20 protein-coding genes are annotated in these 24,315 nt (G+C 65.4%); 6 read left to right on the top strand and 14 right to left on the bottom strand.

Annotated features, from left to right (window positions below; translation table 11 throughout):
- Nucleotides 1-26 precede the first annotated feature (26 nt).
- Genes J2R78_RS18300 through J2R78_RS18290 form a run of 3 tightly spaced genes read right to left on the bottom strand, consistent with a single transcriptional unit; the run spans nucleotide 27 to nucleotide 2,513 of the window.
- Nucleotides 27-566: a DUF4863 family protein gene (locus J2R78_RS18300; protein ID WP_028344386.1), complete on the bottom strand. Its 540-nt coding sequence runs from the start codon at nucleotides 564-566 to the stop codon at nucleotides 27-29.
- 13 nt (nucleotides 567-579) lie between these two features.
- Entirely contained in the window at nucleotides 580-1,308 is a 729-nt protein-coding gene (locus J2R78_RS18295; RefSeq protein WP_253605995.1) for a nitroreductase, read from the bottom strand.
- Complete coding sequence (locus tag J2R78_RS18290; protein ID WP_375167044.1) at nucleotides 1,284-2,513, bottom strand: ABC transporter substrate-binding protein; 1,230 nt, start codon at nucleotides 2,511-2,513, stop codon at nucleotides 1,284-1,286. Before J2R78_RS18290 ends, J2R78_RS18295 begins: the two co-directional genes overlap by 25 nt.
- A gap of 232 nt (nucleotides 2,514-2,745) precedes the next feature.
- Between J2R78_RS18290 and J2R78_RS18285 the strand changes: the two genes are divergently transcribed.
- Nucleotides 2,746-3,723, top strand: coding sequence for a LysR family transcriptional regulator (locus tag J2R78_RS18285; RefSeq protein WP_076824662.1), 978 nt, complete (start codon nucleotides 2,746-2,748; stop codon nucleotides 3,721-3,723).
- Nucleotides 3,724-3,731: 8 nt separating this feature from the next.
- Here J2R78_RS18285 and pcaG read toward each other — a convergent pair whose 3' ends face one another.
- From pcaG to pcaF, 3 genes are all read right to left on the bottom strand, one after another.
- Complete coding sequence (gene pcaG / locus J2R78_RS18280) at nucleotides 3,732-4,334, bottom strand: protocatechuate 3,4-dioxygenase subunit alpha (RefSeq protein ID WP_253605993.1); 603 nt, start codon at nucleotides 4,332-4,334, stop codon at nucleotides 3,732-3,734.
- The gene (pcaH, locus tag J2R78_RS18275) at nucleotides 4,335-5,036 is read right to left on the bottom strand and encodes a protocatechuate 3,4-dioxygenase subunit beta (protein ID WP_253605988.1); all 702 of its coding nucleotides are present in this window, start codon (nucleotides 5,034-5,036) and stop codon (nucleotides 4,335-4,337) included. It abuts the gene before it with no gap.
- Between the two features lie 105 nt (nucleotides 5,037-5,141).
- Entirely contained in the window at nucleotides 5,142-6,350 is a 1,209-nt protein-coding gene (gene pcaF / locus J2R78_RS18270; RefSeq protein WP_028337987.1) for a 3-oxoadipyl-CoA thiolase, read from the bottom strand.
- A 213-nt stretch (nucleotides 6,351-6,563) separates the two neighbouring features.
- Between pcaF and mutS the strand changes: the two genes are divergently transcribed.
- Nucleotides 6,564-9,293 carry a DNA mismatch repair protein MutS gene (gene mutS, locus J2R78_RS18265; protein ID WP_253605987.1) on the top strand — a complete coding sequence of 910 codons (2,730 nt, stop codon included), beginning with the start codon at nucleotides 6,564-6,566 and terminating at the stop codon, nucleotides 9,291-9,293.
- A 92-nt stretch (nucleotides 9,294-9,385) separates the two neighbouring features.
- On the opposite strand, the gene J2R78_RS18260 is transcribed toward mutS, so the two are convergent.
- The 5 genes from J2R78_RS18260 to J2R78_RS18240 all read right to left on the bottom strand — a co-directional run bounded on the left by J2R78_RS18260 (nucleotide 9,386) and on the right by J2R78_RS18240 (nucleotide 13,832).
- A complete protein-coding gene (locus J2R78_RS18260) occupies nucleotides 9,386-10,183 on the bottom strand; it encodes a hypothetical protein (RefSeq protein WP_253605986.1) in 798 nt (265 codons plus the stop codon).
- 158 nt (nucleotides 10,184-10,341) lie between these two features.
- Nucleotides 10,342-10,851, bottom strand: coding sequence for an OsmC family protein (locus tag J2R78_RS18255; RefSeq protein WP_076824652.1), 510 nt, complete (start codon nucleotides 10,849-10,851; stop codon nucleotides 10,342-10,344).
- 157 nt (nucleotides 10,852-11,008) lie between these two features.
- Nucleotides 11,009-11,794 carry an ABC transporter ATP-binding protein gene (locus tag J2R78_RS18250; RefSeq protein ID WP_253605985.1) on the bottom strand — a complete coding sequence of 262 codons (786 nt, stop codon included), beginning with the start codon at nucleotides 11,792-11,794 and terminating at the stop codon, nucleotides 11,009-11,011.
- A complete protein-coding gene (locus J2R78_RS18245) occupies nucleotides 11,794-12,627 on the bottom strand; it encodes an ABC transporter permease (RefSeq protein WP_253609849.1) in 834 nt (277 codons plus the stop codon). The genes J2R78_RS18250 and J2R78_RS18245 overlap by 1 nt, the downstream gene beginning before the upstream one ends.
- A gap of 230 nt (nucleotides 12,628-12,857) precedes the next feature.
- Complete coding sequence (locus J2R78_RS18240) at nucleotides 12,858-13,832, bottom strand: aliphatic sulfonate ABC transporter substrate-binding protein (protein WP_253605984.1); 975 nt, start codon at nucleotides 13,830-13,832, stop codon at nucleotides 12,858-12,860.
- Between the two features lie 199 nt (nucleotides 13,833-14,031).
- On the opposite strand from J2R78_RS18240, the gene J2R78_RS18235 reads away from it, so the two are divergent.
- Nucleotides 14,032-16,824, top strand: a complete 2,793-nt coding sequence (locus J2R78_RS18235; protein WP_253605983.1) for a [protein-PII] uridylyltransferase — start codon at nucleotides 14,032-14,034, stop codon at nucleotides 16,822-16,824.
- A gap of 247 nt (nucleotides 16,825-17,071) precedes the next feature.
- Here J2R78_RS18235 and J2R78_RS18230 read toward each other — a convergent pair whose 3' ends face one another.
- The 3 genes from J2R78_RS18230 to J2R78_RS18220 all read right to left on the bottom strand — a co-directional run bounded on the left by J2R78_RS18230 (nucleotide 17,072) and on the right by J2R78_RS18220 (nucleotide 21,024).
- Complete coding sequence (locus J2R78_RS18230; protein ID WP_253588291.1) at nucleotides 17,072-19,018, bottom strand: glycosyltransferase; 1,947 nt, start codon at nucleotides 19,016-19,018, stop codon at nucleotides 17,072-17,074.
- On the bottom strand, nucleotides 19,015-20,370 hold the full coding sequence (locus J2R78_RS18225; RefSeq protein WP_253605982.1) for an HlyD family efflux transporter periplasmic adaptor subunit: 1,356 nt from the start codon (nucleotides 20,368-20,370) through the stop codon (nucleotides 19,015-19,017). Before J2R78_RS18225 ends, J2R78_RS18230 begins: the two co-directional genes overlap by 4 nt.
- A gap of 387 nt (nucleotides 20,371-20,757) precedes the next feature.
- A complete protein-coding gene (locus J2R78_RS18220) occupies nucleotides 20,758-21,024 on the bottom strand; it encodes a hypothetical protein (RefSeq protein ID WP_225649284.1) in 267 nt (88 codons plus the stop codon).
- Nucleotides 21,025-21,392: 368 nt separating this feature from the next.
- Between J2R78_RS18220 and J2R78_RS18215 the strand changes: the two genes are divergently transcribed.
- The 3 genes from J2R78_RS18215 to J2R78_RS18205 all read left to right on the top strand — a co-directional run bounded on the left by J2R78_RS18215 (nucleotide 21,393) and on the right by J2R78_RS18205 (nucleotide 24,290).
- Nucleotides 21,393-23,144: a PAS domain S-box protein gene (locus tag J2R78_RS18215; RefSeq protein ID WP_233443071.1), complete on the top strand. Its 1,752-nt coding sequence runs from the start codon at nucleotides 21,393-21,395 to the stop codon at nucleotides 23,142-23,144.
- Nucleotides 23,138-23,812, top strand: a complete 675-nt coding sequence (locus J2R78_RS18210; protein WP_168858259.1) for a response regulator transcription factor — start codon at nucleotides 23,138-23,140, stop codon at nucleotides 23,810-23,812. The genes J2R78_RS18215 and J2R78_RS18210 overlap by 7 nt, the downstream gene beginning before the upstream one ends.
- A gap of 103 nt (nucleotides 23,813-23,915) precedes the next feature.
- The gene (locus tag J2R78_RS18205; protein WP_225164070.1) at nucleotides 23,916-24,290 is read left to right on the top strand and encodes a response regulator transcription factor; all 375 of its coding nucleotides are present in this window, start codon (nucleotides 23,916-23,918) and stop codon (nucleotides 24,288-24,290) included.
- Nucleotides 24,291-24,315: the final 25 nt, after the last annotated feature.

Below are 24,315 nucleotides of genomic sequence, written 5' to 3'. Positions count from 1 at the left end.
GACCGGATTGCCGCCCGCGCCGGATATCAGGCCGGCGCCTTGAAATCGTAGGAGATGCGCCCAGCCGGCAGATAGAACAGTGCGATGACCGCGCCGCCCCTGACCTCCGGATAGTGCCGGCTGCCGGGATCCGGCGCGGTCCAGCCCGGCCCCTGCCAGCCCTGCAGCCCCTTCAACTGCGCGCCCTTGTCGAGGGGAACGACGAGGTTGAGCTCGCCATAGGGGTGACCATGATATTGCCCGCGCAGCACGTCGTGATCGTCCTCGTCCTTGAAGCGGCGCGGATCGGTGCTGTTCATGTAGACCGCGGTGATGCTGAACTGGAACGTCTCGGGGACCGGCTCGAGGATGCGGCTGCGCCGATAGTTCGGACCTTCCACCTCCTGGTTCGCCGCCCAGCCCTCCTCGACTCCCATTTTGATGAGGCGGGCGAGATCCTGGTACAGCGCGCTGTCCTCTCCATAGGTCTCGTTGAGCCATCGCTCCATCGCCGCGCTCGGCGTCATGTCCTTGACCTCGCGCAGAAACGGAATGCTGCGTTCGATAAGCTGTTCCCGGCTTCCCATGACTTTCTCCTGTCTAATCCTCGAAACCCTTGAAGGAGGCGAATGCCTCCAGTTCCGCGCGCGGCATCAGCCGCGTGCGCGACCGCTCCCTGGGGTGGCCCATCGAGATCCCGCAGGCCACCATCTGCTCGGCGGGGATCGACAGCAGCGGACGCAAGATCCGATGGAATCTGGCGAAGGTCTCCTGCGGACAGGATTGCAGCCCGCGTCCGACCGCCGCCAGCATCACGTTCTGGATGAACATGCCGAGATCGAGCCAGCTTCCCATCGCCAGGCGTCGATCGATGGTGACGATCAACCCAACCGGCGCGCCGAAGAACATGAAGTTCTTTGCGGTCTGCCGGCTCCTCGCCGCAGCGTCGCTTTGAGCGATCCCGAGCGAGTCATAGAACAATCGCCCGAACTCCTGACGACGGCCGAGATACGGCTCGGGGAAAGCGCTGGCGTAGTATTGATATTCGGAGACGTGCTCGTTCGGCTCGTTCTCATACGCATCCAGCAGCGCAGCCGACACCTCGGTCTTGGCGACGCCGGCGAGCACGTAGACGTGCCAGGGCTGGATGTTCGCGCCGCTCGGCGCGAACCGCGCCACGCGCAGGATCTGCTCGATGGTCGATCGGGAGACCGGACTGCCGGAGAACTCGCGGCACGACAGCCGGCCGGCGATCACCTCGTCGATTGGATTGCGCGCGGCTCCGCACGCCACATCCCGGTCGATCACGACTTCTTCACGAGCGAGCATCCGCCGCCCTCCATCGGTCTGAAGGCCTCTTCACCCGGGATGGTGGCCAGCAGCTGGTAGTAGTCGAACTGGTATTTCGACTCTGCCGGCGACTTGACGCGGAACAGATACATGTCGCGGACCAGCCGGCCGTCGGGACGGATCCTGCCGTTGCGGGTCATGAAATCGTTCACCGGCAATTCGCGCATCTTGGCGGCGACAGTCGGCCCATCGAGCGTGCCGGCGGCTTCGACCGCCTTGAGGTAGTGCATGACCGCGCCATAGGTGCCGGCGTGGATCATGGTGGGCACCTTCTTCGTCTTCTCGATGAAGCGCTTCGACCACGCCCGCGTCTCGTCGTTGAGGTCCCAGTAGAACGCCGAGCTCAGCATCAGGCCTTGCGCACTCTGCAGCCCAAGGCTGTGAATGTCGGCGATGAAGACGATCAGGCCGGCAAGCTTCTGCCCGCGCGTCACCCCGAACTCGCCGGCCTGCTTCACGGCGTTGATGAAGTCGCCGCCGGCGTCGGCGAGCGCGATCACGTCGGCCCTGGAGGCCTGCGCCTGCAGCAGGAAGGACGAGAAATCGGGCGTGTTGATCGGGTGTTTCACGGCGCCGACCACCTTGCCGCCGGTCGTGTCGATCACCTTGCGGCTGTCGGCCTCAAGCTGCGCACCGAGCGAGTAGTCGGCCGAAAGAAAGAACCAGGACCTGGCGCCGAGGCGCGAAATCGCCCTCGTCGTCCCCTGCGACAGCGCATAGGTATCGTAGGTCCAGTGGATGCCGGTCGGCGAGCACTCGTCGCCGGTCAGCCGGGACGTTGCCGCGCCGGTGGCGAGAAACAGCTTCTTCTTGTCGCGCGTGATGCCCTGCACCGCCAGCGCGACCGCGGAATTCGGGACATCGAGAATGGCCTCGACATTGTCGTTCTCCAGCCAGCGCCGGGCAATCGCCGAGCCGATATCCGCCTTGTTCTGATGATCGCCGGCAACGATCTCGATCGGGCGGCCGAGCACCTTGCCCTTGAAATCGTCCACCGCCATTTGCGCCGCGACCACCGAGCCCTGGCCGCCATTGTCAGCGTACAGCGACGACATGTCGGTCAGCACGCCGAGCCTGACCGGCCCGTTCTGTGCAATCGCCGACGTCGCCGTCGCCACCAGCATCAACGCCAGTCCGATTGATTTACGCGCGCCACTTCGGGCCAACATCACCCAGGCCTTCATCGCTTTTCTCCTCCCAACCCGGTGCCGGCAATCTTGGCCAGAACGCCGCGTTGCGGAAGTGAAAGTCTTGCAGAGTGATCCTGAACCGGCTTCAGATGGCAGGTGGTGACGACACGGCTATACGCTCGTGGAGAATCCGCTCGGTTGCATCCGCCAGACGCCTGGCCTTAACTGCCGTCGATCGCGGAATTTTGCCGAGGCGAGCGATCTGCCATAGACGGGGACTCTCAACGTGTCCGTTTCCTTCAAGACCCTGGATCTGAATCTGCTCAAGGTATTCGACGCCGTCATGGAGGAGCGCAGCGTGCTGCGGGCCAGCCAGAAGGTCGCGCTGAGCCAATCCGCTGTCAGCCACTCTCTGGCGCGGCTGCGCGAGATGCTGGATGACGACCTGTTCGTGCGCACGGCCACCGGCATGCAGCCGACCGCGCGCGCGTTGACGATGGCGCCGCAGGTTCGCCAGGCGCTGCGATCGCTGGAGGCAGCGGTCGAGCTGCCGACCTTCGCTCCAGCAGCCTCCACCAAGCCGTTCACGCTGGCCGCCAACGACTTCACGACGATGGTGCTGGCGCCGCCGCTCCTGAAGATCCTGGGCCGGGAAGCTCCTGCGATCGACCTCACCATCAAGCCGGTGACGCGGATCGATCTTGCCGAGCAGATCGACCTCGGCCGCATCGACGTCGCGATCGGCGTGTTCTCGTCGCCGCCGAGCCGTTTCCGCACGGCGCTGCTGTTCGAATATAATGATGTGCTGATCGTCGGCAAAAGGCGCAAGCTTGGCCGGCTCGACAAGGCAAAGCTCGCGACCTTGCCGTTGGTCGTGGTGTCCTTTGGCGGCGAGCAGGAAGGCGCGATTGGCGGCTTCATCTCCGAGCGCGGACTCGCCAGGCGTTCGGAGATGTACGATCGCCCCGCGCTCGAACGGGCGCTGTCCGACAGCGACCGGCCGCCGCGGATCGCGGTCTCGCTGCCGCACTTCCTTGCCCTGCCCGCACTGCTGATCGATTCCGAGTTGGCTGCGATCGTCCCGCGGCCGCTGGCGCGTGCACTCGAGCAGGCACATGCGATCACGACCTATGAACTGCCTTACACCACGACGCCCGTGGAGGTTCGGCTGCTCTGGCACGAACGCGTCGAGGACGAGCCTTCGCACGAATGGCTTCACGAGGTGCTCCGGCGCGCCACCGAAGAGCTGCGGCGCGGCGGCTAGCGGCCGGGCTAGACGTCGAAAAACACCGTCTCGTTGTCGCCCTGCAGATGGATGTCGAAGGTGTAGACGTTGCCCGCGCCGGCCTTGCGCCTGGCGATCAGCGTCGCGCGGCGCTCCGCCGGCACCAGCGCGAGCGTAGAATCAGCGGCGTTGCCGGCCTCGTCGTCGAAATAGATCCTTGTGTAGAGGTGCAGCAGCATGCCGCGCGCGAACACCGCGAGCCCGATATGCGGCGCCTGCGGCTTGCCGTCGGCATCCGGCACCACGCCCGGCTTGATGGTGTCGAAGGCGTAGCCACCGCTCTTGTCGGTGCCGCAGCGACCAAAGCCCTTGAAGCTCGAATTGGGCAGCGCGCGCGCATCCTGCGGATCGGAGAAGCGCCCTTGCGCGTCGGCCTGCCAGATCTCCAGCATGCAATCCGGAATCACGGCGCCGTCGCCGTCATAGACCTTGCCCTCGACGCGGATGCGCTCACCCGAGACGTCAGGCGTCAGAAGGTTGTTGGTAAAAGCGTCGTTCCATTCATATTCGCCGTTCGGCGTCAGGCCATACTTGAAATAGGGGCCGACGGTCTGCGAAGGCGTGATTCCATCAGGACGCGGGTTCGACACTTACCTGGTCTCCATCGGCGTGGCACTCTGCCCGCGCAGCACAATATCGAAGCGGTAGCACAGCGCCCATTCCGGCTTGGTGTTGTCGAGATCGAACGACGAGATCATCCGCGCCCGCGCCTTCTCGTCCGTCACCGAGTTGAAGATCGGATCGAACGGGAACAGCGGATCGCCCGGGAAGTACATCTGGGTCACCAGCCGCGAGACGAAGGCGTGGCCGAACACCGAGAAGTGGATATGCGCGGGCCGCCAGGCGTTATGGTGATTGCCCCAGGGATAGGCGCCGGGCTTGATGGTGATGAACTTGTAATAGCCCTTGGCATCGGACTGCGTGCGGCCGGCGCCGGTGAAGTTGGGATCGAGCGGCGCCGGGTGCTGATCGACGACATGAATGTAGCGGCCGCAGGCATTGGCCTGCCACAGCTCGACCAGCGTGTTGGGCACGCCGCGGCCGTCCTCGTCGAGCACATGGCCGTGCACAATGATGCGCTCGCCGAGCGGCTCGCCCTTGGCCTGGATGGTGAGGTCGTTGTCGTGCGCGCGCACCGTCTCATGACCATAGACCGGGCCGGTCAGCTCCGAGAGCGTGTGCCGCAGCGGGATCAGCGGCTTCTGCGGCGAACGCTTCACGGTGGAACGATAGTCCGGCGACAGCCGCGCCGGATGGGCCGCAAGCGATTGCAGCGGGTACAACAAGGTCATGGCGAATTCCTCCGCGGCCCACGCGCCCGGTGAGCTCACGTCAGATCATTATAATGCATAACCAAATTGGGGAAGGGCTGTTTTCAGCCCCTCCAAGCCATTGGCTTAATTAAGTTTTTCGATCGCGACCGCAACGCCCTGACCAACTCCGACGCACATAGTTGCCAAGGCAAGCTTCCCGCCCCGCTTCTCCATGCCGTGCACGGCGGTCAAGACCAGCCGCGCGCCGCTCATGCCGAGCGGATGGCCGAGCGCGATCGCGCCGCCATGCGGATTGACGAAATCGGCGTCTTCCTTGACGCCGAGCTGGCGCAGGCAGGCGATACCCTGCGAGGCGAAGGCCTCGTTGAGCTCGATCAGGTCGAAGTCCGACACCTTGATGCCGAGGCGCTCGACCAACTTCTTCGTTGCCGGCACCGGACCGATGCCCATGATGCGCGGCGGCACCGCGGCCGAGGCAAGGCCGAGGATTTTTGCGCGCGGCGTCAGGCCGTGCTTCTTCACCGCGGCTTCGGAAGCGAGGATCATCGCGGCGGCGCCGTCATTGACGCCGGACGCGTTGCCCGCGGTCACTGTGCCCGGATTGCGCACGATCGGCTTCAGCTTGGCGAGACCTTCGAGCGTGGTCTCCGGACGCGGATGCTCGTCCTTGTCGACGGTGATCGGGCCGGCCTTGCCGCCGGGCACTTGGATCGGAACGATCTCCTCGGCGAAATAGCCCGACGCAATCGCCGCGCCCGCACGCTGCTGCGAGCGGATCGCCATCGCATCCTGATCGGCGCGCGACACCTGGAATTCCTCGGCGACGTTCTCGCCGGTCTCCGGCATCGCATCGACGCCGTACTGCGCCTTCATCAGCGGATTGATGAAGCGCCAGCCGATTGTGGTGTCGTAGATCTCGGACGAACGCGAGAAGGCTTCCGCGGCCTTGCCCATCACGAACGGCGCGCGCGTCATCGATTCGACGCCGCCCGCGATCGCGAAATCGATCTCGCCGGCGCGGATGGCGCGGCCCGCAGCGCCGACTGCATCGAGGCCGGAGGCGCAGAGCCGGTTCAGGGTCTGGCCGGGAACCGACTCCGGCATGCCTGCGAGCAGCAGCGCCATGCGCGCAACGTTGCGGTTGTCTTCGCCGGCCTGGTTGGCGCAGCCGAAATAGACCTCGTCAACCTCGTTCCAATTGAGCGTCGGGTGCTTGGCCATCAGCGCCTTGATCGGGGCCGCCGCGAGATCGTCGGCGCGTACTTTGGCGAGCGAGCCGCCGAAACGGCCGATCGGGGTCCGGACGGCATCGCAAATGAACACATCACGCATTGAATCTCTCCCTGAATGCCGCGACTTAGGCGCTGGATCTGCTGGAACTTGAGATCGGTTTTAGGAGCGTGCCCGCGGCAGGTCAATTGATGCGGCTGCGCGCCCCGCACGCATTGCCGTGAGGGCTGACATAATTGGCGCCGTGGACAGGGTGGAAAACCCCGACTTCGCGGATAGGACCGCGCGACGAAATTTTGTAGTTTCCGCCCCCTCATGACAGTCCAGCAGCCCATCCCCGTTCCGCCCGAGCCCGCTCCTGCCGCCGAGGCGCCGTCGCGCGTCACGCCGATGATGGAACAGTATCTGGAAATCAAGGCCGCCCATCCCGGCCTGCTGCTGTTCTACCGGATGGGCGACTTCTACGAACTGTTCTTCGAGGATGCGGAGATCGCCTCCCGGACGCTCGGCATCGTGCTGACCAAGCGCGGCAAGCATCAGGGCATGGACATCCCGATGTGCGGCGTTCCGGTCGAACGCTCCGAGGATTACCTGCATCGCCTGATCGGCGCCGGCCATCGTGTCGCGGTGTGCGAGCAGACGGAAAATCCCGCGGAGGCCAAAGCCCGCGGCAACAAGAGCGTGGTCCGCCGCGGCGTGGTGCGGCTGGTGACGCCGGGCACGCTGACCGAAGACACCCTGCTCGACGCCCGCACCAACAATTACTTGATCGCGATCGCGCGCGCCCGCGGCTCGGCCGGTGCGGATCGTCTTGGCCTTGCCTGGATCGACATTTCGACCTCCGAATTCATGGTGACGGAGTGTGCGACCGCGGAGCTCGCGGCGACGCTGGCGCGCATCAATCCGAACGAGGCCATCGTCACCGATGCGCTCTACAGCGACAGCGAGCTCGCGCCGACCTTGCGCGAACTGCCGTCGGTGACACCGCTGACGCGCGACGTGTTCGACAGCGCCACCGCCGAGCGGCGGCTGTGCGACTATTTCGCGGTCGCGACCATGGACGGCCTGTCGGCGATGTCACGGCTGGAGGCGACCGCCGCAGCCGCGGCCGTCACCTATATCGACCGCACCCAGGTCGGCAAGCGTCCGCCGCTGTCGCCGCCGGCGCGCGAGGCTGCCGGCACCACGATGGCGATCGATCCGGCGACCCGCGCCAACCTCGAACTGACGCGCACGCTGGCCGGCGAACGCCGCGGCTCGCTGCTCGATGCGATCGACTGCACCGTCACCGCGGCCGGCTCGCGCCTCCTGGCGCAGCGTCTTGCCGCGCCGCTGACCGATGTCGCCGTGATCGCGCGGCGGCTCGACGCCGTCTCGGCCTTCGTCGCGGATTCCGCGGCGCGCGAGGACATCAGGACCGTGCTGCGCGCGGCGCCCGACATGTCGCGCGCGCTGGCGCGGCTCTCGGTCGGCCGCGGCGGCCCGCGCGACCTCGCCAGCCTGCGCGACGGCATCCTCGCCGCCGACCAGGCGCTGGAGCTGCTGGCGCAGCTTTCCAATCCGCCGGCCGAGGTTTCGACCGTGATGGCGGCGCTACAGCGTCCCTCGCGCGATCTGGCGCAGGAATTCTCCCGCGCACTCGACGAGCAGCTTCCGCTGATCAAGCGCGATGGCGGTTTCGTCCGCGAGGGTTATGAGGCCGCGCTCGACGAAAGCCGCAATTTGCGCGACGCCTCGCGCCTCGTCGTCGCCGCGATGCAGGCGCGTTATGCCGAGGATACCGGCATCAAGACGCTGAAGATCCGGCACAACAACGTGCTCGGCTATTTCGTCGAGGTCACCGCGCAGCACGGCGACAAGCTGTTCGCGCCGCCACTGAATGCAACCTTCATCCATCGCCAGACGCTGGCGGGGCAGGTCCGCTTCACCACCGCAGAGCTCGGCGAGACCGAGGCCAAGATCGCCAATGCCGGCGAGCGCGCGCTCAATCTCGAGCTCGAGATCTTCGAACGCCTGAGCGCGATGGCGCTCGCGGCGAGCGATGATCTGCGCAACGCCGCGCATGCCTTTGCGATGCTCGACGTCGCGACGTCATTGGCCAAACTTGCGATCGACGACAATTACGTGCGGCCCGATGTCGACGGCTCGCTCGGCTTTGCGATCGAGGGCGGACGGCATCCGGTGGTCGAGCAGGCACTGAAGCGCGACGGCCAGCCGTTTATCGCCAATGCCTGCGACCTGTCGCCGGCGCCGGGCCAGAAATCCGGTCAGCTCTGGCTGATCACCGGTCCGAACATGGCCGGCAAGTCGACCTTCCTGCGCCAGAATGCGCTGATCGCGCTCTTGGCACAGATCGGCTCTTACGTGCCGGCGTCGCGCGCGCGGCTCGGCATCGTCGACCGGCTGTTCTCGCGCGTCGGCGCCGCCGACGACCTGGCGCGCGGACGCTCGACCTTCATGGTCGAGATGGTCGAGACCGCGGTGATCCTGAACCAGGCGAGCGAGCGGTCGCTGGTGATCCTCGACGAGATCGGCCGCGGCACGGCGACGTTCGACGGGTTGTCGATCGCCTGGGCCGCGATCGAGCATCTGCATGAGAGCAACCGCTGCCGCACGCTGTTCGCGACGCATTACCACGAACTGACCGCCCTCTCGGCGAAACTGCCGCGGATGTTCAACGCCACGGTGCGGGTCAAGGAGTGGCAGGGCGACGTCGTGTTCCTGCACGAGGTGCTACCCGGCTCCGCCGACCGCTCCTACGGCATCCAGGTCGCAAAACTCGCCGGCCTGCCGCCGGCCGTGATCACACGCGCCAAATCGGTGCTGGCAAAACTGGAAGCGCAGGACCGCGGCCAGACCGCGCGCGCCTTGGTCGACGATCTGCCGCTGTTCGCCGTCCCCTCCCGCGCCGCCAGCGAGGACAAACCGCCGAGCGAAGCCGATCTGCTGGTCGAGGCGGTGAAGGCGCTGCACCCCGACGAGATGTCGCCGCGCGAGGCGCTGGATGCGCTGTATGCGCTAAGGGCGAAGCTGCCGAAGGGGTAGCTCCTGTCGTCATTCCGGGATGGTCCGAAGGACCAGACCCGGAATCTCGAGATTCCGGGTTCGATGCTTCGCATCGCCCCGGAATGACGGCGTCAACGTTTTACTTTCCTCCGCCCGATCTGCCACAGAACCAGATTCCAGACGATGCAGGTGGCGAGCGCGCAGCAGAGGCCGATTGGCGAGCCGAAGTGCAGCACCGCGACGTGCAGCACCGCAACCCCGAGACCAAAGCCCATCAGGCCCCAGGCGCTGTTGGCGAGCACGGCGGCGGTGGCGGGGCCGCCGATGCGCGGATGCAGAATCAGCATCATCGAGGAGAATACGATCGGAAACAGCGCCATCACGCCGGTGACGCGCGGGCCGACCCAGCCTGACGCCGTGACCACGGTGCCGACCAGGCTTGCGACCAGCGCGGCGCGCAGCGGAATGTCGTACCAGCGCCGCGCGATCAGCGGCATTTTCGCGACGTGCCGATAGGGCCGGAGCAGCGGGATGCAGATCGCAAAGGTGATGGCGTTGACGATCAGCCCGGCGGCGAGCGACCACTCGAACTGGCGGATGATGGTGGCGAGCACCAGCCACACCGCGATCGCGCTGCCCGCGCTGATCCACATGCTGAAGCGCTGCGCCAGCACGGCGTAGGTCAGGCCCATATAGATCGTGGCGGCGTTGACCGGCAGGCTCGCCAGCGCCCCCTCGGCGATGAAGGCGGCGTCATGGTCGAGCGCGAGGAAGGTGTAGGACGGCCCGGCCGAGATCGGCAGGGTTGCGATCAGCGCGCCGATCACCGGTCCCGAACGCTCCGTGATGATGGACGCGCTGACCACGAATGCGGCCGCAACCGCCATGCGCAACACGAGGATCAGGACGAAGTGGAGTTCGGGGGACATTCTGCGTCATCCCGGCGAAGGCCGGGATCCATAACCACGGCTGTTCGTGAGGAGCGAAAGCCGTCGGGCAGCGGGGCTTGAATCGAGAAGACACGGCGTATGGGTCCCGGCTCCATGCGCAATCGCGCACTAGGCCGGGACGACACCGTTGAAAGCGGCTACACCCGCTGCATCGTCACCGAAACCTTCGGGCCGTTCTTGATGGTCTGATAGACCACGCAATAGCGCTCGGTGAGTTTCAGCAAGAGATCGAGCTTGTCCTGCGGCGCGTCGGTGCCGATCTCGAAGCGGAGGCGGATCTCGCGGAAGCCGACCGGGGTCTCCTTGTCGACGCCGAGCGTGCCGCGGAAATCGAGATCGCCCTCGGCGAAGACATTGCCGGGCTTCAGCGGCACGTCGATCGCGGTGGCGACCGATTTCAGCGTGACGCCGGCGCAGGCGACCAGCGCTTCCAGCAGCATGTCGCCGGAGCAAAGCTCGAGCCCGGAGCCGCCGGTAGCGGGGTGGAGGCCGGCGATCGCGAGCGCACGGCCAGTCTCGACCTTGCAGGCGATGCTCTCATTGTCGATCGATCCCTTGGCCTTCAGCGTGATCACGGCGGCCTGGGGGTCGGTCTTGTAGCGCTCCTTGATCGGAGCCTGCATTGCGCGGAGTTCGGCGGAGTCCATGGGTCTGCTCCCGGCTATTCTTCTTAAAGCGCGATGAGACTCAGGCTGAAATCGTCATCGCGCTTTAGATTCTTGTTTTAGCATGATCTTTTCGGAAAACCGCTTCACACTTTTCCGGATCATGCTCTAGCCGATGTAAGGCCTTAACGAGCGGATGTCACCACCACATCGCCTCGCCGGCGCTGGATTTGTCGGTGACGTCCCGCACCGAACGGTCGAGCGAGCGGTCGAGCGCGGTCAGCACGCGGCGCTTGAAGGTGTCGAACAGCTCCGATTTGCGGTCGCGCGGCCGCGCCAGGTTGATGGTAATCTCCTCGAACAGCCGGCCCGGCCGCGGCCGCATCACCAGCACGCGGTCGGCGAGCACCACGGCCTCGTCCACGTCGTGGGTGACCAGGATCAGGGTCGGCCGCGTGTCGGCCCACAGATCGAGCAGATGATCCTGCAGATCGCGCCGCGTGAAGGCATCGAGCGCCGAGAACGGCTCGTCGAGCAGCAGCACTTCGGGCTGCGGCACCAGCGCGCGGGCTATCGCGACCCGCTGCGCCTGGCCGCCGGACAATTCGCGCGGCCAGGCCGCGGCCTTGTCGGCAAGGCCGACGCGGGCGAGCGCCGCCACGACGCGCGCGCGCCTCGCCTCGGCCGGAAGGCCGCCGAGGCCGAAGCCGATATTGTCGGCGACGCTGAGCCAGGGCAGCAGCCGTGGCTCCTGGAAGATGATCCCGATCTTGGCGTGCGGCGATGATATCACCGCATTGTCGAGCGTCACGCTGCCTGTGCTGGCGCGGTCGAGGCCGGCGATGGCGCGCAGCAGCGTCGACTTGCCGCAACCCGAGCCGCCGATGATCGCGATGATCTCGCCGGACGCAATCTCGGCCGAGAACCGCTCCAGCGCGTGGACACCGTTCGGATAGGTCTTGCCGACGTCCTTGAGAGCCAGCATCACTGCCCTCCCCGCGCGCCGAACGCGTCCTGCCAGCGCAGCAGCGGTGCGGCGGCGACCTCGATCAGCCAGTCGGTGAGCTTGCCGAGGATCGCGAAGATCACGATCGCGGCGAGGATCTGCGCCGGCTTGCCGAGCTGCTGGCCGTCGAGCAGAAGGTAGCCGAGGCCTTCGGAGGCGCCGATCAGTTCGGCCGCGACCACGAACATCCACCCCAAACCGAGCCCGACCCGCAGCGCAACCACATAGGCCGGCAGCACGGCGGGCAACAGGATGCGGCGGATCATCGCCGGTCCGGACAGGCGGAACACGCGGCCGACCTCGACGATCTTGCGATCGACCGACAGGATTGCGCCCATCACGCCGAGATAGATCGGAAAGAACACGCCGACCGCGATCAGCGCGACCTTCGAGGTCTCGAAGATGCCGAGCCAGAGCACGAACAGCGGCACCCAGGCGAGCGAGGGGATCGCGCGCAACGCCTGCACCGTCGGATCGAGCAACCGCTTGGCGAAATCCCAGTAGCCGGAGATCGCGCCCATGATGGTGCCGGCGACGACGCCAAGCGCAAAGCCCGCGCCGACCCGCCACAGCGTCGCGAGGATATGGCGCGACAGCTCGCCGCTCTTGGCGAGCTCAATGATGGTCTCGAACACCTTTGACGGCGGCGGCACCAGGCGGCCGTTGGAGTAGCCGAGAGAAACAACGAGTTCCCAGCCCAGCGCCAGCGCGACCGGCAGCACAAGCCCGAGCACCGGCCGCGCATAGCGCGACCACCGCGCAGGTGCACCGGGCGGGGCCGTCTGTTCCAGCGCGGGCAGGTCAACGGTCATGGCCATAGCAAGAACTATTCTTCCGGCGGGATCGCAAGGTGGGGCCAACTCCATCCACGTCGTCCCGGCGAAGGCTGGGACCCACAACCACAGGGCATGGTAATCAAGCGAGCTGGGGCCACAGCCTTGTCCAGCAATAGAGCCCTGTGGTTATGGGTCCCGGGTCGCGCTTCGCTTGCCCGGGACGACGAAGGTTAGTTTGACGACGGAGGTTGGCTTGACGACAGCGGTTAGTTGGTGGGCAGCGGGACCTGATCGTCGATCAAGGAATCCAGCGCGGCCTTGACGTCGGTCTTGGCGTCGATCACGCCCGCCTGCTGCAAGGCGAGGCCGGCGGCGAGGATCGATTCGCGCTGGGCACTGCCGATCCGGCTGTGGGTCAGCTCGGTGCGTTCCTTGAGCTGCTTGTCGACCACGGCATCCGGCAGCTTGGTGACGGCGATGAAGGTCTTCTTCAGCTCGTCATAGTTGGCCAGCGAATATTTCCGCGCTTCCTCGTACGTCGCGAGCACGCGGCGGACGATATCCGGATGCGCCTTCAGGAACTCCTCGCGCACATTGAGGATGCCCCAGGTGTTGGCTTCCGCCTTGCGGTAGAACAGCTTTGCACCGTCCTCGACCTCCGCCTGCGCCATCATCGGATCGAGACCGGCCCAGGCGTCGACGTCGCCGCGGATCAACGCGGTCTTGCCGTCGGCGTGCTGCAACAGCACCGGCGTGATGTCCTTTTCGGTGAGACCGGCGCCGAGCAGCGCACGAACCAGGAAGATGTGCGGATCGGTGCCACGCGTCACCGCGACGCGCTTGCCCTTGAGGTCGGCGACGGACGCGATCCTGGAATCCTTGGTCGTGACCAGTGCGGTCCATTCGGGACGCGAATAGACATAGATCGACTTGATCGGGTTGCCGTTGATCTTCGCGACCAGCGCCGCCGAACCCGCGGTCGAGCCGAGATCGATCGAACCGGCGTTGAGGAATTCGAGCGCCTTGTTGGAGCCGGCCGACTGCACCCAGACGATGCTGATGCCGTCCTTGGCGAATTCCTTTTCCAGGAGGCCCTTCTGCTTCAGGACCATCGACACCGGATTGTAGGTCGCCCAGTCGATCCGGATCTCCTTCAGCGCGTCGGCGGCGCGCGCCGCGCCGGGCAGCAAGGTCGAGACCGCGAGCAGCGCAGCGAACGTGCGCCGGGAAAATTTTTGCATTCGTCGACCCCCTCGATCAGTTTTAAGAAACAATCTTTTATTTCAATGAGTTAGCCTTGCGGTCAACGAGAAAATCTCTACCCTTTACGGGATGGCGCGAGAACGATCTTGCTCGAAGCGCCGCCATGAAAGCATGGAGCTGCTGTCGTTATACTTTGGTCAGTGACAGCAACGGCTCCGTCCGATATCGGATGAACCTATGGACAGCGTCGTAGCCGAGGCCCGCCCTGAAGCGGATGATCGTTTCGAGACCGAGCGGATCACCGCGGCGGTGAATGCACTTGCCGAACGGCATGCCGGCCGCGAGGACCAGTTCCGCGCCGCGATGGCGCAGCTGCTCAAGGCCGAGCTGATCGCGGCGCGCGCCACGGCGCAGGCGCTGCTGCTCAAGGACCGTCACGGCCGGCGCTGCGCCGAACGGCTCTGCTTCGTGCAGGACGAGATCATCCGCATCCTCTACGCGGCGGCGACCCGCCACCTCTATCACTCGCCGATCCCCTCGGGCGCCGAACGCATGGCCGTGGTGGCGACCGGCGGCTATGGCCGCGGGCTGATGGCGCCGGAGTCCGACATCGATCTGTTGTTCATCCTGCCCTACAAGCAGACCGCCTGGGGCGAACAGGTTGCCGAGGCGATTCTCTATTGCCTCTGGGACATGGGGCTGAAGGTCGGCCACGCCACGCGCTCGGTCGATGAATCGATCCGTCAGGCGCGCGGCGACATGACGATCCGCACCGCGATCCTGGAGACCAGGTTCCTGACCGGCGACCAGCCGCTTTATGACGAGCTGGTCGAGCGCTTCGACAAGGACGTGGTGCAGGGCACCGCGTCGGAATTCGTCACCGCCAAGCTTGCCGAGCGCGAGGAGCGGCATCGCCGCGCCGGCCAGTCGCGCTATCTGGTCGAGCCCAACGTCAAGGACGGCAAGGGCGGCCTGCGCGACCTGCACACGCTGTTCTGGATCGCCAAATACGTCTACCGCGTGCGCGAGACCGACGAGCTGCTGGAACGCGGCGTGTTCGACGCGCAGGAATACCGCACCTTCCGCCGCTGCGCCGACTTCCTGTGGTCGGTGCGCTGCAATCTGCACTTCTTCGCCGGACGCGCCGAGGAACGGCTGTCATTCGACATGCAGCGCGAAATCGCGGTCCGCCTCGGCTACACCTCGCATCCCGGCATGCAGGACGTCGAGCGCTTCATGAAGCACTACTTCCTGATCGCGAAAGACGTCGGCGACCTCACCGCGATCCTGTGCGCCAAGCTCGAGGAAGAGCACAACAAGCCGGCGCCTGTGCTGAGCCGGATGGTGGCGCGGCTGCGGCCCGGCACCAAGCGGCGGCGGGTTAACGGCAGCGACGACTTCATCGTCGACAACAACCGCATCAACCTCGCCGCGCCCGACGTGTTCAAGCACGATCCGGTCAATCTGATCCGGATCTTCCGCCTCGCGCAGCAGAACAACCTTGCCTTCCATCCCGATGCGATGCGCACGGTGACGCGCTCGCTCAAGCTGATCAACACCCAGCTGCGCGAGAACGACGAAGCCAACCGCCTGTTCATGGAGATCCTGACCTCCGACAATGCGGAGATCGTGCTGCGGCGGATGAACGAGACCGGCGTGCTCGGCCACTTCATCCGCGCCTTCGGCAAGATCGTGTCGATGATGCAGTTCAACATGTACCACCACTACACGGTGGACGAGCATCTGCTCCGCTGCATCGGCTTCCTGCAGGACATCGAGCGCGGCGGCAACGAGGAGTTCGCGGTCGCCAGCGACCTGTTTCGCAAGATCCGCCCCGAGCACCGCCCGGTGATCTATATCGCGACGCTGCTGCACGACATCGCCAAGGGCCGACCTGAGGATCATTCGATCGCCGGCGCCAAGGTGGCGCGGCGGCTGTGCCCGCGGCTCGGCTTCTCGGCGGCCGACACCGAGCTGGTGGCGTGGCTGATCGAGGAGCATTTGACGATGTCGACGGTGGCGCAATCGCGCGACCTGTCGGACCGCAAGACCATCGAGAATTTCGCCGCCGTGGTCCAGTCGGTCGAGCAGATGAAGCTGCTCACGATCCTAACCACGGCCGACATCCGCGGCGTCGGCCCGGGCGTTTGGAACGGCTGGAAGGCGCAGCTGTTGCGCACGCTGTATTACGAGACCGAGCCGGTGCTGACCGGCGGCTTCTCCGAGGTCAACCGCGCCCAGCGCATCGCGGTGGCGCAAGCCGAATTCCGCCGCGCCTTCACCGAATGGCCGGAGGCGGAGCTCAACGCCTATATCGGCCGGCACTATCCGGCCTACTGGCTCAAGGTCGAGCTGGCGCGCAAGATCCGCCAGGCCCGCTTCATCCGCGCCAGCGAGCAGGCCGGCCACAAGCTTGCGATCAATGTCGGCTTCGACGAGGTCCGCGCCGTCACCGAACTGACGATCCTGGCGACCGACCATCCCTGGCTGCTGTCGATCATCGCGGGTGCCTGCGCGTCGGCCGGCGCCAACATCGTCGACGCCCAGATCTACACCACGACCGACGGCCGCGCGCTCGACACCATCTCGATCTCGCGCGAATACGACCGCGACGAGGACGAGGGCCGCCGCGCGACACGGATCGGCGAGATGATCGAGCACGTGCTGGAAGGCAAGCTGCGGCTGCCCGAGGCGGTCGCCAAGCGCACCGTCCGCAGCAAGGCGCGGCCGTTCATCGTCGAGCCCGAGGTGACCATCAACAACCAGTGGTCCGACCGCTACACCGTGATCGAGGTCTCCGGCCTCGACCGGCCGGGCCTGCTCTACCAGCTCACCACCGCGATCTCGAAGCTCAACCTCAACATCGCCTCCGCCCATGTCGCGACCTTCGGCGAACGTGCCCGCGACGTGTTCTATGTCACCGACCTGCTCGGCGCCCAGATCACGGCGCCGACCCGGCAGGCCGCGATCAAGAGCGCGCTGCTGCATCTGCTGGCGAGCGAGGACCAGGCAGCAAAGCCGGCGGCGTAGATCGAATCGTAAGAAGCGTACACGCCTGTCCCGTCATCCTGAGGAGGCCGCGCAGCGGCCGTCTCGAAGGATCGACGGCCACGTTCCTTCCCCAAGAGAGTGGGAGTATGCGGAAGCGGCCGGGCCGTCGATCCTTCGAGACGCGCGTTCCGCGCTCCTCCAGCGACAAAGGCGAAGCCTTTGCGCGGGGATGACGGGATCGAAAGCTGTTTCCACCGAAGGAGCGAAGCCCCAATCCCGTGGCGGATCAGCCGAACAGCCGCATCAGCAACGCCTTGCCGACCGGCGCCGCGCGCACGCCTTGGAAAGCGCGGACATATTCGCCGGCATAGAATGCGCGCACGACATTGACCCGCGTCGCCACCGCGTCCTCGAAGCGGACGCCGAAGCCGTCGCGGGTGCGGCGGACCACGGTCGCGGCGACGTTCTGTCCGTAGACATTGCATTTGATCAGCGAACCGATGGCGGGCGGGACAGGATCGATGAAGCGCGCACCGGAGATCGAGATGTCGGCCATCCGGATCAGCCGCATCTCGCTGTCCTGATGGATCAGGATCGGCTCGTCGCGTTCGAACCGCTCGGCCTTGCGGCGCCGCGGCTGCTCGATGCAGATGAAGCACACGATCGCGAGCACGACGCAATTGTACAGGCTCCAGGCCAGCGCCAGCCCGCCATAGGCGATGTTTTCGCCGCGCAGATGCAGGATGAAGGCGTAGGCGATCGCAAACAGCGTGATCAGCAGGGCGGCACCGTAGAGCCGCAGCAGCGGCCACTCGATGAAGCGGCGGTTGCGGTCGCCGCCCTTGGCCGTCACCTTGAATTTGTGGCCCTGCGGCCTGGCGAGGCCGGTCACGACCGCCTTCAGCACCGCGGGCGCCGCGATGTATTGCGACACGTCGGTCATGATCGCGAGCGAGCGGCCGCGCGAAATCCACGCCATCGTGAAGGCGTGCCAGACATAGAACGGCAGGAAATATTTTAGCAGCTCGAACAGGTCGGCATGGACCGCCTTGATCCCGAACAGCAGATAAAGCCACGGCACGACCAGGCCGAACACCTTGGTGCCGTAGACCGCCGCCCAGCTCATGAAGGCGTCGACCAGCGACAGCCGGTCCATGAAGGCGAGCTTCGATTGCCGCGAGAACGGCCCGCTGCGGCCGCGGAAGATCTGCATGAAGCCGAGACACCAGCGTCCGCGCTGCGTGATGTATTCCTTCAGTCCCTCCGGCGCGAGTCCGATGGTCAGGCGCTCGTTCAGATAGACCGTGCGCAGTCCCTTCTCCTTCAGCCGCAGTGTGACGAGGTAATCCTCCGTCACCGAATCGGTCGGGAAGCCGCCGATCTGCATCAGGCCGGAGAAGCGGATCAGCGATGAGGTGCCGCAGCAGAACGCCGTGTCCCAGGCATCCTTGGCCGGCATCAAAATATCGAAGAAGAAGCGCTGCTCGTCGGGCCACACATCGGTCGCCGCGAGATTGGTCTGGATCGGATCCGGGTTGATGAAGTGCTGCGGCGTCTGCACGACGCCGACGCTGCCGTCCTGCATCAGGCTCATCGCCCGGGTCAGGAAGTCCGGCATCGGGACGAAATCCGCGTCGAGGATCGAGATGAACTCCGGCCGCTCGGCCAGCCCGGAAACGTGCTGGAGCGCATGATTGATGTTGCCGGCCTTGGCGTGGCGGTTGTCCGGACGGGCCAGATAGTTGCAGCCGAGCTCCTGGGCGAGCCGGCGCAGCCAGAGCCGCCGCCCATCGTCGAGCACCCAGACGCGGTAGTTCGGATAGTTCAGCCCGGTCGCGCCGATGATGGTGCGCTCCAGGATCGCCTTCTCCTCGTTGTAGGTGCAGATGAAGACGTCGACGAGCGGCGCGTTTGCGGGCAACCTCGATCGGCGCAGGATCGCATTGACCTCAGGCGAACGGTCGATCGTGCGGCTGAGAAACAGCAGCGACAGGCACACCGCGATCATCGAGGCCGCCTCGGCCAGCATGAAGGGATAGCCGACCAGCGCGTCGGCGGTGAGGCCCGGAGGCGGCAAGGTGTGGGTCACCCGCCACGCGAAATAGTGGACCAGCAGGACGAACGACATGCCGGTCATCATGACGCGGGCCAGGGTCTGCTCGCGGCGGAGCAGGGGCAGGATGGCAAGGCAGGCGCCGAAGGCGACCAGCCCGGGCGCAAATGCCGCCATCATGACTTTGCCACGTCCGCGTTGAACACCACGCGCCCGGTGCGGCCGACCGCGCAATCCTTGCCCGTGGTATCGAGCGCCGGCATCGAGACCGTGACCCGATAGGGTTCCTTGTTCAGCGCATCCGGATTGATCGCAAGGTTCGCGGGCGCGCCCGACGCGCCGGTGAGATTGACGATCTCGCCCTGCAGCGCGGCGCTGCCGTCATTCGGCTCGAAGCTCGCCTGCTCGCCCAGTTTCAGACCGTTGTAGACGCTCTCGGTGACGTTCGCCGTGACCACTGCGCCGCTGCAATCGAGCAGCTTGAGCAAGGGCTGCCCGGCCCTGACGTCCTCGCCGGGCGACGTCATCATCTCCCAGATGCGCCCCCCGACCGGCGCCTTGATGTCGGCTTCCGCCCGGTTGACGTAGTGCAGCTGCTCGGCGGCGATCTCGTGGGTCAGCCAGTCGATCTCGGCATCGGCATGCGCCAGATCGGCGCGCAGGTCGCTGACGCGCTGGCGCATCTCCTCTTCGCGCTGCACGGAGCTCGGCCGGTCATTGTAGCTGTCGCCGAGATAAGTGCCATTCCTTGCGGCGGTGAGCTCGACCTTGGCGGCGTCGAGACGCCGTCGAGCGCCGATTTCGGTCTGCTGCGAGATCGCCTGCTCGCGCGTCAGGCGGGCCATTTCGACCGTCGACACGCTGCCCGACTTGATCAGCGACGACGCCCGCTCGACGGCGGCCACGGCCTCCTCCCGCCGTGCGGCGGCGGCCTCGATCGCAGTCTGGATTTCGGCGATCCGGGCCTCGAGCTGGAGGATGCGGCCGTCACGGAACTGGCCGGCCTGGCGGGCAAGGTCCTGTTGCGCCGTCTCGGCGGCCGCAAGCTTGGCCGCCAGACTCGGGCGCTCATTTTCCAACCGCGACATCTGCCGCCGGAGATCATCGAGCCGGGCGCGATCGCCGCGTGCGTTGACGACGTGAAGGATCGCATCGCCCTCGTGAACCACGCTGAGCTGCGTGGATTTCTGCGGCTTCGCGCTCACGGTGCCGTCGATCGGCGAGCGCAAGGTCACGATCCTGGCGTTGACCACGGCCTCCACGCTCGAGGTCTGCAACACAGCCCTGAGCGGCAGCCATCCGAAGACGGCCACGATGGCAAGGCCAATGCCGACCTTGAGCAGGCGGCGAACCATCCGGCCTGATCCGGCGGGCGCTTCGGGATGGGGAGCGCTATCGCTGACTGGCTCGTCGTGCTCCGGCTGCAGCCGTTCCTGCAGATCGCGCTGCAATCCCCGTGCGCCGTCGGCCTCATTCCTGGTGACGGAATTATTGTCTTCGGGAAGCGGCTTGTGCTGCTGTGCCTGATTCATAATGACCGGCCCCTGATCTGTCAGTGCGCGAACCAACGCACAGCTCTGCAGAGCGATGCCGTTGCCGGACAGATCCAATAATCAGGTGCTTCAAAAGCGGCTAAAGCGAACCGGGCATCTTTCGAAAAAATTGCTGCAATTTGCCGTCGTCGGGAGCTTGGCGCGGGAGCCGCGCCGTCGACCTGCTCCGCCCATCATTCCGGTGCGCCATTGCGCAGCCGAGGGCGTCTGCAAAACTGAGCCCGGAATCCATCAGGGCCGGGGCTAGGCGGGGAATGGATTCCGGGCTCTCACGGAGGCTGTGATCGGACCCGTCTTGCGCGACCCAGGCGTGAGCAGCCAGCGCTTCGGTCCCGGCAGCCTGCCGGACTTGGAATTCAGGGCCGGCTACCGCACTGAATCTGGCACGTCGAATTGCGGCTGCAGCGCCGCCAGGCTCGCTCCCAGCAAGGCCAGGTAGCTGGCCTGACAGACCACCACGCCGAGATCGAATGCGTCCAGCAGATCGATCCACGGGTTGTCGGCCGGCGTGCTTGCTGTTTGCTTGCCACCATCGATGACGGAAGGCTGGAAGCTGCGATCGCGTCTCTGAGGCCTTGCCTCGTGGTCGACGTCGTCGGAGCAAACGATCAGATGCAGGCGCGCGCTGGGCATTTCAATCTCCGTCACTGATTGGCGATTGCTGAACCCCGGAAATCTCTACCGTCATCGAGTTACCCAATAAGCGTAGTCGCCGGGATGGAACGGGCCATTGAACGGAGGTTGATCCGACCGTTACATTCGGTGGAGACGACTCATACTTGAGTTTAGGTCGCAACCTGGACCTGAGCGCGCTCAATGGCTTCGCTTTCTGCGCGATCTCACGGGTTTGGACCGCCAAAAAGGCCGGCGTCATCCCGCCCGGGCGGCAAGAAAGCTGCTAATATACAGTCTATTGGGAGGGCGACGTTGTCGCCGCTGATGGTAGCAGTCACCTAGCGACGCAGCGCGGCCCATGATGATGGTCAAGTGCTGGGCTGCCGATGATCCGCGACCCGACCACGAAGTCCTGGTCGGCCGAGCAATGGCTGCTCGGCGGCATGGTGCTGGCCTTGGCGGCAACCTGCATCGGGCTGTTGCTGGGTCCGCAGCCGGCAGCTTCCGCCCATCTGGTTGCCCTGGCGCTGCTCGTCGCGTCGCTGACCGCCGCATTGCTGATGATCCGCCTGGTTGGCCGCTCGCAAAGGCGGATGGAAGCCATGTTGCGCGGCCGAGCCAGCAGCGAGGAGCGCGCGATGGAGGCGCTGCGCAACAGCGAAGCGCAATGGAAGGAGGTATTCGAGCACAACCCGGTCATGTACTTCATGGTCGACGCAACGGGCCTCGTGCTGTCGGTCAACACGTTCGGCGCGGCACAGCTCGGCTACACCGTCGACGAGCTGCTCGGACAATCGGTGCTGCGGGTCTTTGCCGCCGAAGACCGGGATATGGTCCAACGCAACGTCGCGGCATGCCTCGACAACATCGGCCAGACCCACAATTGGGAAATCCGGAAGGTCCGCAAGGACGGTTCAAGGATTTGGGTTCGTGAAAACGCCAAGGCGGTGCGGCGGCTGGGCGATCAGCTGATCGTGCTGATCGCATGCGAGGACATCACCGAGCGCAAGCACGCCGAAAATGCGCTGCAGCAGAGTGAAATGTACCTGACCGAAGCCCAGCGATTGAGCCACACCGGCAGCTTCGGCTGGCACGTCGCCAGCGGCGAGATCATCTGGTCGGAAGAGACGTTCAGGATCTTCGAATTCGACAGAGCTCCTTCCATCACACATGCCACGGTCCTGCAGCGCGTCCATCCGGATGATCGCGCCCGCGTGCAACGGGCCATCGACCGGGCCTCGCTCGACGGCAAGGACTTCGAGCACGGCTACCGATTGCTGATGCCCAATGGGGCGATCAAATTTGTTCACGCCAGGGCGCATGCGGTGACGAATCTTTCCGGCGACACCGAATTCATCGGAGCGGTCACCGACGTGACCGCCCGCAAGCGAGCCGAGGCGGAGTTGCACGAAGCGCAGACCAACCTCGCGCACGTCACACGCGTGACGGCGCTCGGCGAGCTCGCCGCATCGATCGCCCATGAAGTGAACCAGCCGCTTGCCGCCGTGGTCACCAATGCCGCGGCATGCCTGCGGTGGCTCAACCGGGCGGCCCCCGATCTGAACGAGGCTCGCGGCGCGGTCAGGTCGATCATCAGCGACGGCAACCGGGCGGGCGAGGTCATCCAGCGCGTCCGCGCGATGGTGAACAAGACGACCGGTCAGAAGGCGCCGCTCGACGTGAATGAAGTCATCAACCAGGTGATCGGGCTGGTGCAGCATGAACTGCAGCGTCACCTGGTATCCTTGCAACTCGACCTCGCTCCCGCGCTCCCGTCTGTTGTCGCCGACCGAATCCAGCTGCAGCAGGTCATCCTCAACCTGGTCCTCAACGGTATCGAGGCCATGCAGCCGGTCACGGACCGGCCACGGGAACTCGTGATCCGGACGCGCCATGACGAGGTCGGGCAGATCGTGGTCACGGTCACCGACTGCGGCGTCGGAATCGCGACCGAGAATGCCGAACGGCTGTTCGACGCGTTCTACACCACCAAGGCCAGCGGCATGGGGATGGGGCTGTCGATCTGCCGATCGATCATCGAAGCTCACCGAGGCCGCCTGTCCGTGGCCGGAAACATCGGCCCCGGCGCGACGTTCCAGTTCACCTTGCCACTGCACGAAGAGGATCATGCATGGTGACCGGGCGCGCGGCATCGCCTTCTGGTCTGGCAAACGCCGAGGATCCCGTCGTCTTCGTCGTCGACGACGACGCATCCGTGCGGGACGCGCTGAGCAATCTGTTCCGGTCGGTCGGCTTGCGGACCGCAGCATTCGGCTCGGCCCATGAATTTCTGCAGCGCAAGCCTCCGGATGTCCCGAGCTGCCTGATCCTCGACATCAGGTTACCGCGGGTGAGCGGGCTGGACTTTCAGGGGGAGCTGGCGAAGGCGGGCATCGATATTCCGATCATCTTCATGACCGGCCACGGCGATATCCCGATGACGGTCAGGGCCATGAAGGCCGGCGCTGTGGACTTCCTGACCAAGCCATTTCGCGATCAGGACATGCTGGATGCCGTCACGACGGCGATCGAGCGCGACAGGAACCGTCGCGATGAGGCCAAGGTTCTTGCCAACCTGCGCGCCGCCTTCGCGACCCTGACGCCGCGTGAACGCCAGGTGATGACGCTCGTCACGGCGGGGTTGATGAACAAGCAGGTCGCCGCCGAAATCGGTGTGGCCGAGATCACAGTGAAGATACACCGCGGGCACATCATGCGGAAAATGGCGGCGAAGTCATTACCCGATCTGGTCAGGATGGCACAGATGCTTCAGATCGGACCGGCAGCCGGCGGGGCGCAAACCTAAGTATGATTCTCCGGCCCCGATTGGCGACGCACTGTGGTCCCCACATGATGCACACGCCAGAGGCCCTTCCGGCCCGGGAAAAACCTCCTTGCCCAACCCGCCAGTGATATCAATCATCGACGATGACATGTCGGTTCGCACCGCGACCGACAATCTCGTCAGATCGCTGGGCTACGCGGTCGAGACTTACGCGTCGGCCGAGGAATTTTTGCACTCGCCCCGCCTGAATGACACATCCTGTGTGATCGCGGATGTCAGGATGCCGGCCATGAGCGGGCTCGACCTGCAGAGCCACCTCATTGCCAGCGGACACCGCTTTCCGTTCATTTTCGTCACGGCGTTCTCGGTCGAAAGCGATCGCGTCCGCGCGCTGAAGGCTGGAGCGATCTGCTTTCTGAGCAAGCCCTGCGACGGGGACGTCCTGATCAAATGCCTCGATACCGCCCTCGCGCAGCGCAGCGCGGCGCCGGGTGCGTGAGTTGGATCAGCCATCACCGGGCCGG

It is taken from the genome of Bradyrhizobium sp. USDA 4538 (assembly GCF_024171045.1).
Classification (GTDB): domain Bacteria; phylum Pseudomonadota; class Alphaproteobacteria; order Rhizobiales; family Xanthobacteraceae; genus Bradyrhizobium; species Bradyrhizobium australafricanum.
The sequence above is the reverse complement of the archived record's forward strand: the minus strand, read 5'-3'. Positions and strand labels throughout refer to the sequence as shown.